The sequence below is a fragment of the Candidatus Magnetobacterium casense genome (genome assembly GCF_019173545.1).
GTDB lineage: Bacteria > Nitrospirota > Thermodesulfovibrionia > Thermodesulfovibrionales > Magnetobacteriaceae > Magnetobacterium > Magnetobacterium cryptolimnobacter.
Genome location: NZ_JABXWD010000142.1, coordinates 1 through 8,739, shown reverse-complemented (window position 1 = coordinate 8,739; position 8,739 = coordinate 1). Strand labels below are relative to the sequence as shown.

The 8,739-nt window shown below is 47.8% G+C and carries 8 protein-coding genes and 2 CRISPR repeat arrays; of the genes, 2 read left to right on the top strand and 6 right to left on the bottom strand.

Annotation, left to right across the window (positions count from 1 at the left end; genetic code table 11):
* Nucleotides 1-226: 226 nt before the first annotated feature.
* On the top strand, nt 227-358 hold the full coding sequence (locus tag HWQ67_RS19910) for a hypothetical protein (protein WP_255317190.1): 132 nt from the start codon (nt 227-229) through the stop codon (nt 356-358).
* 76 nt (nt 359-434) lie between these two features.
* On the opposite strand, the gene HWQ67_RS20510 is transcribed toward HWQ67_RS19910, so the two are convergent.
* From HWQ67_RS20510 to HWQ67_RS08965, 6 genes are all read right to left on the bottom strand, one after another.
* Nucleotides 435-827 (bottom strand): DUF5615 family PIN-like protein, encoded by a 393-nt coding sequence (locus tag HWQ67_RS20510; RefSeq protein ID WP_218252351.1) that lies wholly within the window; start codon nt 825-827, stop codon nt 435-437.
* The gene (locus HWQ67_RS08985) at nt 827-1,054 is read right to left on the bottom strand and encodes a DUF433 domain-containing protein (RefSeq protein WP_218252350.1); all 228 of its coding nucleotides are present in this window, start codon (nt 1,052-1,054) and stop codon (nt 827-829) included. Before HWQ67_RS08985 ends, HWQ67_RS20510 begins: the two co-directional genes overlap by 1 nt.
* A gap of 76 nt (nt 1,055-1,130) precedes the next feature.
* Nucleotides 1,131-2,582 carry an SUMF1/EgtB/PvdO family nonheme iron enzyme gene (locus HWQ67_RS08980; protein ID WP_218252349.1) on the bottom strand — a complete coding sequence of 484 codons (1,452 nt, stop codon included), beginning with the start codon at nt 2,580-2,582 and terminating at the stop codon, nt 1,131-1,133.
* A gap of 130 nt (nt 2,583-2,712) precedes the next feature.
* A complete protein-coding gene (locus HWQ67_RS08975) occupies nt 2,713-2,961 on the bottom strand; it encodes a type II toxin-antitoxin system HicA family toxin (protein WP_218252348.1) in 249 nt (82 codons plus the stop codon).
* Entirely contained in the window at nt 2,954-3,181 is a 228-nt protein-coding gene (locus tag HWQ67_RS08970) for a type II toxin-antitoxin system HicB family antitoxin (RefSeq protein ID WP_218252347.1), read from the bottom strand. Before HWQ67_RS08970 ends, HWQ67_RS08975 begins: the two co-directional genes overlap by 8 nt.
* A 179-nt stretch (nt 3,182-3,360) precedes the next feature.
* A complete protein-coding gene (locus HWQ67_RS08965; protein ID WP_218252346.1) occupies nt 3,361-5,013 on the bottom strand; it encodes a glucose-6-phosphate isomerase in 1,653 nt (550 codons plus the stop codon).
* A 189-nt stretch (nt 5,014-5,202) separates the two neighbouring features.
* Between HWQ67_RS08965 and HWQ67_RS08960 the strand changes: the two genes are divergently transcribed.
* Nucleotides 5,203-5,964, top strand: coding sequence for an AAA family ATPase (locus HWQ67_RS08960; protein WP_218252345.1), 762 nt, complete (start codon nt 5,203-5,205; stop codon nt 5,962-5,964).
* 411 nt (nt 5,965-6,375) lie between these two features.
* Nucleotides 6,376-6,794: a CRISPR direct-repeat array (repeat unit 29 nt; unit sequence CTTTATATCCCACATAGTTCAGATGAAAC).
* Between the two features lie 100 nt (nt 6,795-6,894).
* A CRISPR array of direct repeats spans nt 6,895-8,739; the repeat unit is 29 nt; unit sequence CTTTATATCCCACATAGTTCAGATGAAAC.

Here is an 8,739-nt window from a genome sequence, read left to right as displayed (position 1 = left end):
CGCAGGAATGACAGTTACAGGCGTTTTCCAAGTGTGTCATTCCTGGCTTGACCAGGAATCCATGATGCATAAAAGCGTAGTTACCATGAAATATAAAGAGGATACCAATCTGGTATCCCCTGTTTGAGTGGAAAAAAAGGAGAGGGGCGGTTGCCGCCCCCCTTATTTATTTCTACGTTGCGACCTGGAACCTGGATGCCACCAGGGGGGTGTTTGCTGGCAACAGTTGCTTTATCTTGTGATCGGGATTGGCGCTCAGGTGCATGAGTACCTTGAAGGTGGTCTCCACGTCATCAGGGACGTTCAGGGTGTTGGCGACCTCCTCGACGGTGTAGCTGACGGTTGGATTGCTCCTTAGCAGAGATATTATCGCCTGCTGGAGCTTGACGACCTTTCCGGCCTCTTTATATTATGATTATGGCAACTCTGCATTGTTATTGTCTCTGTACAGAAAATTCATCGCTTATTGGCAAATAACGAATTCTAATACGGGCTTGTTCAAAAACAACAATGCTTCCTTCTTCTAAGGAATTCTCAATGGCAGATAGGTTAGAAAGCAAAAGCCTCAATTGCATATCCGGGTGGCGTTGAGTGCTTCGTCTAAACAAAATAACGGACGGTATCCTATGCCCTCTAAGCGCAAGCAGAGTGCCAAAGTCGGTATCTGCAGAAACGATAATCCGTTTATCATTAACGGCTTTAGCAAGGATTGTACTATCATCTGCGCAATGTAGCCCACAATCGCGTACATGTAGTGCGTTATGACCTGACCTGTTTAGCCCTTCTGCAATCAGGGGCGATAGTGCATTATCTATAAGAAATCGCATCAAGACATGACCAACGGTATTTCACGCTCCCTTATAGTCTCATCTGTGTACCTCAATGCCTCCTGGATATCTTCGTACTCTAAATCTGGATAGGCATTGAGAATTTCGTCTTCGGTCATGTTATCCGCAATCATGCCAACGATAGATGCTACAGGTATGCGCAATCCACGTATGCATGGAACTCCGGCCATCTGTCCTGGATTCACTGTAATTCTGGTAAATATCATTTTTTATCTCCTGGTCTTATTATACCAACATGTTCTCTCTGTAGACAACCTTTTGTTCCATATGCCTATCAAAAGGTTACTGGAAAAGGACAAGGCGGAATCCCAGGGCGTTGCCCCTGCTGCCTGGCGTGTAGTTGCGACGGTAAGCACACCGCACGCCCTGAGGGGAACCGGACCAACTACAGCCACGTACCACACGATTAGATCCCGCTTTCGTATATATAGGATTACGTTCAGCATGTTGCCTATACGCATCACCAGCATACCAGTCCTCAACCCACTCCCATACATTGCCGGACATATCGTGCAACCCAAGGCCATTGGCCTTAAAACTCCCCACAGGCATTGTCTGTTCCCGATACTCACCCGCGTCTGAATATGGTTGTTTATAGTCAGCAGTGGCATTAAAATTAGCAATCTCTGAGTTTATCCTGTCGGTACCGGTTCCAAACCTCACCTTCTTCCCACCTTCTCTGCACGCGTACTCCCATTCAGCCTCAGTCGGCAACCGATACTTCCTGCCAGTCTGCCCAGTCTGCTGGTTTAACTTCGATATATATACCTGCACATCATCCCAACTTACCAGCTCCACCGGATACCTCTCTCCTTTCTTAAAATACGAAGGATTGCTCCCCATCACCTTTTCCCATTGCCCCTGTGTTACCTCATATTTGCCCATATAGAAATCATCCACACACACCTCATGCACAGGCTTCTCATCAACAAACCCATCATCAAACGTGTCGCCCATCTTGTAGCATCCGCCCTTGACCAACACGAAATCAGGGGCTTCGTCCTCCGAAACGGTCAATATCAAGACCGTTGCCTTCTTTACCTGCTTAAAGATGTCACGCTGCTCCATCTTTGTCCTGCCTGGCATACGTTCCACCCCCAATGGATAAGCAGCCCTGATGAACTGATTCGCAGAAAATATGGGGATAGCAAAGTTGATCCTCTCCGGTAATACGCCTGATTCTATCAGCATCTTTGCCGCGTTGAGTTTAGCTACGGCAATCCCGATGACCTCTCCACGGTCATTGACAACAGGACCACCGCTGTTGCCCGGGTTTATATTAGCATCAATCTGCAACACTGGAAACCGCTCACTATCTCTCTTAGCATTTATCCTGCCGTCAGAAAAAGAGACCTCTGTCCCCAACTCGGTGGCAAGGGGATAGCCTAAAACCATAACGTAATCTGTAACCTCCATCTGGTTGGAATCCCCTAATCGAACCTTTGGCAGACCCGTGGCGCCTATCTTCAACATGGCGATGTCTTTATCCTCATCGGCCATAATGACCTTAGCCTTATATTTTCTGGCATCGCCCAGGACGACCAAAATGTCTTTAGCCCCTTTTACCACATGGTGATTGGTCAGGATGAACCCGTCGCTATGGATAATAAACCCGCTGCCTGATGAACCTCCAGTATTTTCTTTCTCTGCACCAGCCAGACCGATACCTATAGAACAAAACATACACACCAAAGCAATTGTAGCACACCTTCTCAGAACGTCCATTAAAAACATGTATTGCCTCCTATACCCTAAAATTGTGATATCGTCATTATTATAATCAAAAATCGCTCAACATTTCAATTTCAGGTTTTGGGTTTCGGGTACATTCATTAGAAATTATACGTCCAAAAGGTCATGGATGTTATTGAAAGAGCAAAGATACTATGAATAACAGGTGTTCACTTGTTATACCGGCCATCTTGAGTATATTTGACAGAGTTCCTTTTTTAAGTGGTCGATTGGAATGAATAGGCACTGGAATGGTGATTGTGCCATCCTCTGTGAGCTTTTGGTATATTTTATGGCTGCCTGTATGTCTTACTGATTTAAACCCCTCTCTTTCAAGCACCCTGCAAATCTCTTTGCCGCTTAGAGGAGGCGCTTTACCCATTTATGACTAACTCCAGTTCCTCTTTGATGACCGAGCTAGAGAAGAAAGGAATATTGTCAATGCCAACTACCTCAATGTATCCCTGTGCCGCATCTTTAAGCATGTAAATTGCTTCGTCTATAGTATCTCCCTCTGTTGTAATGTCCAGTTCAGGACAATAAACTATATATCCACCTTCCTCTGCCGGTATTAACTCGGCGGTAATTTTAATTTTTCTCATGCGTTTATTATAACAGATTTCGACTTGATTAAAGACAAGATACACAGCTCTTTGATGGGGTCAAGGGGACTGGTCCCTTTTATGCCAGTGCGGCTCGCACCTTGTGGGTGGGTCTGAGGGAGGGGTCGGCGACCCCCGGCATAAAAGGGGCAAAGCCCTCCCTTCTTTCTTTCTTTTTTCTACGTTGATGCCTGGAATCTGGATGCCACCAGGGGGGTGTTTTCCGGCAACAGTTGCTTTATCTTGTGATCGGGATTGGCACTCAGGTGCATGAGTACCTTGAAGGTGACCTCCACGTCATCAGGAACGTTCAGGGCGCCGGCTACCTCCTCGACGGTATAGCTGACGGTTGGATTGCTCCTGAGCAGGGAGATTATCGCCTGCTGGAGCTTGACGACCTTGTTGGCCTCTTTCTTGCCGGCCTCAACGCCCGGCTGATGGTATGCGTTGATGTTGATGAGGCTCGCATACAGTCCCACTGCTCGCTCGTACAGGGCAACAAGGACGCCAAAGGCAAACGGGTCTATCCTGTCAATCGTGATGGTCATTGATTCCCTGCCACTGCCGTAGAGTGAGCTGCGGGTGCCAAGCAGGAAGGCGCTCAGGAAATCCCCCGTGGTGAAGTCCGTCTCAACCTGCATGGAGGGGACGTTTCTGTCTTTGAGGACCTCGACGAAGGTGACAAAAAAGTTGTTGACGCCGTCGCGCAGTTGCTGTATGTAGGCGTGCTGGTCGGTGGTGCCCTTATTGCCGTAGACGGTTATGCCCTGGTTGACGAGTTTGCCGTCGCTGTCGAGTTCCTTGCCCAGGGACTCCATGATGAGCTGCTGGAGGTACTTTGTAAAGAGCTGGAGGCGGTCCTTGTATGGCAGGATGACCATGTTTTTTGTCGCTCCAGGACGCTCCTGGTTCTTTGTCGCTCCAGGACGCTCCTGGTCGCTGCTGCCGCCTCCGTTTGTTGCGTGGTACCACATCAGCGCCAGGATTGCGGATGGGTTGGCCATGACGTTTTTGCTGCGTGTGACCTCATCGCACAACTTTGCTCCTGCAAGTATACCGTCGATGTCCAGCCCCTGCAGTGCCGCCGGCAACAGTCCAACTGCCGAGGTCTCAGACGTGCGTCCTCCTACCCAGTCCCACATGGGAAACCGCTGTAGCCACATTTCTGCTGTAGCCACCTTGTCCAGGGCGCTGTCCTTTCCAGTAACGGCCACGGCGTGCCTGGCGAAATCCAATCCCTGTGCCTTATATGCCGCCTTTGCCTCAAGCATTCCGTTGCGGGTCTCCACGGTGCCGCCGCTCTTGGATATGACCACGGTGAGGGTCTCTGCCAAGTGTGAGCCAATCTGTCCCAGGGTGTAGTCCATGCCGTCGGGGTCTGTGTTGTCGAAGAAGTAGGGGGTCATCGGGTCGTTGGGGTTGCCCAGGGCGTTTGCGGCAAACTGCGGCCCAAGCGCCGAGCCTCCGATGCCCACAACAAGCACCTTCGTAAAGAGTTTGCCGGATGGTGTGGTAATCTTTCCGGTGTGGATAGCCTTTGCGAAGGTCTTGATGGCCGTCAGGGTCTCCTCGATTTCCGTCCTGAGTTCCGGGGTTGGGGCCAGGGCGGGGTTACGCAGCCAGTAGTGGCCGACCATGCGGTTCTCGTCGGGATTTGCGATTACGCCCGATTCCAGCGCATCCATGGCGCTGAAGGCCTTTTGGATGAGGGGCTTCATCCGGTCAAAGAAGTCGTCCTTGAAGTTCATCCTACTGATGTCAAGGGTGAGGCCAAGTTGTCTGTTGTCAAACAGGTACGTCTTGTATCGCTGCCATAGTTCTATAGGGTTCATTGAGTTCTCCTTAAGAGTTTGTATTTTTCATGTCAGTCGTGATAGACTATAGGAGTTTATTATAACATTAGGGTAAGTATTATTATGGGGTCAAGGGGACTGGTCCCCTTGCGGGGGGTTTTAAAGGGGGGCGGAGCCGCCCCTTTCGTTCCCTTTTTTTGTATATTCGGAAGTAGGTGGTAATTGTTCATGTCTCAGATAATAGCATTTTCGGGTAAGGGTGGTACGGGTAAGACAACGCTTGCGGGGCTTACAATAAGGTACCTGATGGAGAAGACGGGCAAGGCGATCCTGGCCGTGGATGCCGACAGCAACTCGTGTCTGAATGAGGCACTTGGTGTGCCGGTACACGCCACAATTGGCGGGATACGCGAAAACGCCCTGGCCACGATACGCACGGGTCAGCGTCCTGGTGGATTGAGCACCGAGGAGATTTTTGATTACCAGGTGCAGACCTCCATCGTGGAGTCCAAAGGGTTTGACCTGTTGGTCATGGGCAGACCGGAGGGGCCTGGATGCTACTGTGCGGCCAACAACATCATCCGCAAGTACACGGACAAGCTGGCCGACGATTACGCCTACGTGGTCATCGACAATGAGGCTGGGATGGAGCACCTCAGTCGACGCACCGCTCACAAGGTCACCGCCATGTTTATCGTGAGCGACCCCACCGTCAAGGGGATCAAGACGGCAAAGCGCATAAACGAGTTAATAAACGAACTCGGCCTCGACATCAGCAACCGGCGTTTGATCATCAACCGTGTGAAGTCCACCGAGGGCAACGCCTTAAAGGAGGTCGCTGAGGCCGATGGCCTGGTGGTTGCCGGCATGGTGCCCGATGACGGCGTCATCTTCTCCCTCGACCTGCACGGCAAACCCGTCTTTGACATCCCGGCGGATTCGGCGTCGCTGCGGGCGGCTTACGGCATCCTCGATGCCGCGTTGGCGTAGGGGGTGGGGAAGAGCAGACATTGGAGTGCTACCTTCTTCGGTATGTTTGTCGTTTTCCTTTGGCTGGAACTCACAACCGATAAAGGCTCGAAAATCCTTTTCCCCTATGAGACTTTTACATTCTCCTGCAACGTAAAGAAGGTCGCCATTCTTTTCCCTGAGCATACCAACCTTAATTGCCATGCTTGGCTCATCTTTGACGCTCTCATCCAGCATCCTTACAATCAGCCCTGGCACAAACCGACTCCTTGATTTCTCTTCCCGGATATTCTGTTCTGCCTGTTGCAGTTGCCTTTCGATGTAGATGGCATAACCGATGTCTGAGATGGCGTGGTCGCCTTTTAGCTCGTACTGAATACGTTCCGCCTTTTTACTCCTGTACCTGGCGCGGTGATACCGATCAGGTTGTCCTTATATATCCCACATAGTTCAGATGAAACTGCATCTTGAAGGCTATAAATGAGACGAGGGTATATCTTTATATCCCACATAGTTCAGATGAAACCAAAGCAGGCTCGACAACAAAGTCGTAGTATCCGTGCTTTATATCCCACATAGTTCAGATGAAACTAGGGCGAGTAGTTCGGCTACACGCTTATTTCTGTCCTTTATATCCCACATAGTTCAGATGAAACTGCTCTCTGATATAGTACCACCGTTGGCTATTGTTACTTTATATCCCACATAGTTCAGATGAAACATTACCACAGTTGAGCAATTTGACGACTGAAGATGTCTTTATATCCCACATAGTTCAGATGAAACTGATGGCTCTGCGCTTGGTCTGACGTGGGAAAATTCCTTTATATCCCACATAGTTCAGATGAAACCCATACAGGAGGGATGGGCTTACAGCGTTAATGCACCTTTATATCCCATCTTCAAACGTCATGGCGTTACCTCCTGTTTTCCGCTTACAGCGTTAATGCACCTTTATATCCCACATAGTTCAGATGAAACAGAGAACTTTGTAAATGAAATTATTTGGTGTTATACCTTTATATCCCACATAGTTCAGATGAAACCTTACTCCTTGCCTTTCTAGTAGCAGCTGCGAGTTCCTTTATATCCCACATAGTTCAGATGAAACTTGCCCAAAAGTAGTTCTCTCGGTCGACTTCTACTTTCTTTATATCCCACATAGTTCAGATGAAACTTCTTTGCTTTCAAACCATGCTATGCCTGAACTCAACTTTATATCCCACATAGTTCAGATGAAACCCAAATTTGCTCATTATCATATTCTGCTTTACCTTACTTTATATCCCACATAGTTCAGATGAAACATATATTACAGTTGCAATGTCGCCGTCCATTACTTCTTTATATCCCACATAGTTCAGATGAAACCTGCCGGTCTTGCCTTTTATGTATGACACGAATGTCTTTATATCCCACATAGTTCAGATGAAACCCATGCTCTTCTGTCATAACCCTCCTTTTTATACATCTTTATATCCCACATAGTTCAGATGAAACTTATAGTTCCGTTTTCGTTCACCTTTTGCGTTGTCCTTTATATCCCACATAGTTCAGATGAAACACGCCTGAGATGTTGCGGGCTGTTGTTTACTGGGCACTTTATATCCCACATAGTTCAGATGAAACTGGTGCCATGCCACCTTCATCATGCGTAAATACTTACTTTATATCCCACATAGTTCAGATGAAACGATATCAACTTCTACAACGTCTACACCCTCGGACAACTTTATATCCCACATAGTTCAGATGAAACGTTTGTGTTGCCGATTAGCAAATCGGCCATTATGACCTTTATATCCCACATAGTTCAGATGAAACACAACCTCGGCAAGGCCATCCTGGATGCCCTCAACACTTTATATCCCACATAGTTCAGATGAAACACGAGCTTTCTTGAAGACAAAGTGGCGCCGTATCTCCTTTATATCCCACATAGTTCAGATGAAACTCTGAAAACCGCAGCAAGATATTTCCTAACTACACCCTTTATATCCCACATAGTTCAGATGAAACAGACAATTTCAACGGACGTGCGGTCATCTCTTGATGCTTTATATCCCACATAGTTCAGATGAAACGCAATGGATGCCATCCGGTATGCGTTGTACACGCATCCTTTATATCCCACATAGTTCAGATGAAACAAGGGCAGCACGGATACACGAACAGGGACGGTATCCTTTATATCCCACATAGTTCAGATGAAACAAGATGCAAACGCAGCGTTGCAGGCAAACATAACAACTTTATATCCCACATAGTTCAGATGAAACGAGGGATGGGCTTACAGCGCTAATGCATTGGCACCCTTTATATCCCACATAGTTCAGATGAAACAATACCCCCAAAAACACAAATTTTCCTTTAAAATCACTTTATATCCCACATAGTTCAGATGAAACTTTGATCAGTGAACGGTTTTTTGGTGTTTTTAGGTCCTTTATATCCCACATAGTTCAGATGAAACTAGCAAGCCGGAAACAGTTAAACAATACACACACCTCTTTATATCCCACATAGTTCAGATGAAACTGATCAGGTGTGCAGTGGTGCTGTATCAGGGAACGGCTTTATATCCCACATAGTTCAGATGAAACTCGTTGCACTCAAAGCACTCGCCCTTGAGTGTCTTCTTTATATCCCACATAGTTCAGATGAAACAGTCGGCCGAGAGAATCTCGGATGTTTGTTTCCTTACTTTATATCCCACATAGTTCAGATGAAACTTTCCCTTCTTCTCCACTCCTTCTGAACAAAGAGCCTTTATATCCCACATAGTTCAGATGAAAC

Excerpts from the sequence above, each read along its gene's own strand:
- HWQ67_RS20510 (WP_218252351.1), bottom strand. The coding sequence starts at position 827 with ATGCGATTTCTTATAGATAATGCACTATCGCCCCTGATTGCAGAAGGG.
- HWQ67_RS08985 (WP_218252350.1), bottom strand. The coding sequence starts at position 1,054 with ATGATATTTACCAGAATTACAGTGAATCCAGGACAGATGGCCGGAGTT.
- HWQ67_RS08980 (WP_218252349.1), bottom strand. The coding sequence starts at position 2,582 with ATGTTTTTAATGGACGTTCTGAGAAGGTGTGCTACAATTGCTTTGGTG.
- HWQ67_RS08975 (WP_218252348.1), bottom strand. The coding sequence starts at position 2,961 with ATGGGTAAAGCGCCTCCTCTAAGCGGCAAAGAGATTTGCAGGGTGCTT.
- HWQ67_RS08970 (WP_218252347.1), bottom strand. The coding sequence starts at position 3,181 with ATGAGAAAAATTAAAATTACCGCCGAGTTAATACCGGCAGAGGAAGGT.
- HWQ67_RS08965 (WP_218252346.1), bottom strand. The coding sequence starts at position 5,013 with ATGAACCCTATAGAACTATGGCAGCGATACAAGACGTACCTGTTTGAC.
- HWQ67_RS08960 (WP_218252345.1), top strand. The coding sequence starts at position 5,203 with ATGTCTCAGATAATAGCATTTTCGGGTAAGGGTGGTACGGGTAAGACA.